Below are 741 nucleotides of genomic sequence, written 5' to 3'. Positions count from 1 at the left end.
AACGCGGCCTACGCGATGGGCGTGAACATCAACCGCTCGTTCAAGCTGTACGGCTGGTGCTCGCTGATCCGCGGCGTGGAATCGGGTGGCACGGTCGAAAACCTGCCCTGCCACACGTTCCCGACGGACGATGGCGGCGTCGACATGAAGTGCCCGACCGAAATCGCCATCTCGGATCGCCGCGAGGCGGAGCTGTCGAAGAACGGTTTCATCCCGCTCATTCACCGCAAGAACACCGACCACGCGACCTTCATCGGTGCGCAGTCGATGCAGAAGCCGGCCGAGTACCACGATGCTGACGCAACCGCTAACGCGAACCTGTCCGCGCGCCTGCCGTACCTGTTCGCCTGCTCGCGTTTCGCGCATTACTTGAAGTGCATCGTGCGAGACAAGATCGGTGCGTTCAAGGAGCGTGAGGACATGCAGCGCTGGCTCAACGAATGGATCATGAACTACGTTGACGCCGACCCGGCCAACTCGTCGCAGGAAACCAAGGCCCGTCGTCCGCTCGCCGCAGCCGAGGTGCTCGTCGAGGAAGTGGAAGGCAACCCTGGCTACTACCAGGCGAAGTTCTTCCTGCGTCCGCACTTCCAGCTCGAAGGCCTGACCGTGTCACTGCGCTTGGTCGCGAAGCTGCCGTCGATCAAGGAAGCCGCCTGATTCCGGCGGATCCTCGTCCGGTCGGGCCTCATGACATGAGCCCGGCCTCTTTCATCAGCAACAAAACGGAGTGAACAGATG

At 61.9% G+C, this 741-nt stretch carries 1 protein-coding gene; it reads left to right on the top strand.

The window, feature by feature from the left end:
- The coding region (tssC, locus tag BN2476_RS45050; protein ID WP_143811263.1) for a type VI secretion system contractile sheath large subunit at window positions 1-660 on the top strand (660 nt) is incomplete at its 5' end.
- Window positions 661-741 lie beyond the last annotated feature (81 nt).

Source organism: Paraburkholderia piptadeniae, assembly GCF_900007165.1.
Classification (GTDB): Bacteria; Pseudomonadota; Gammaproteobacteria; order Burkholderiales; family Burkholderiaceae; genus Paraburkholderia; species Paraburkholderia piptadeniae.
Note: the sequence above shows the minus strand (reverse complement) of the source record. Positions and strands in the feature narration are given on the sequence as shown.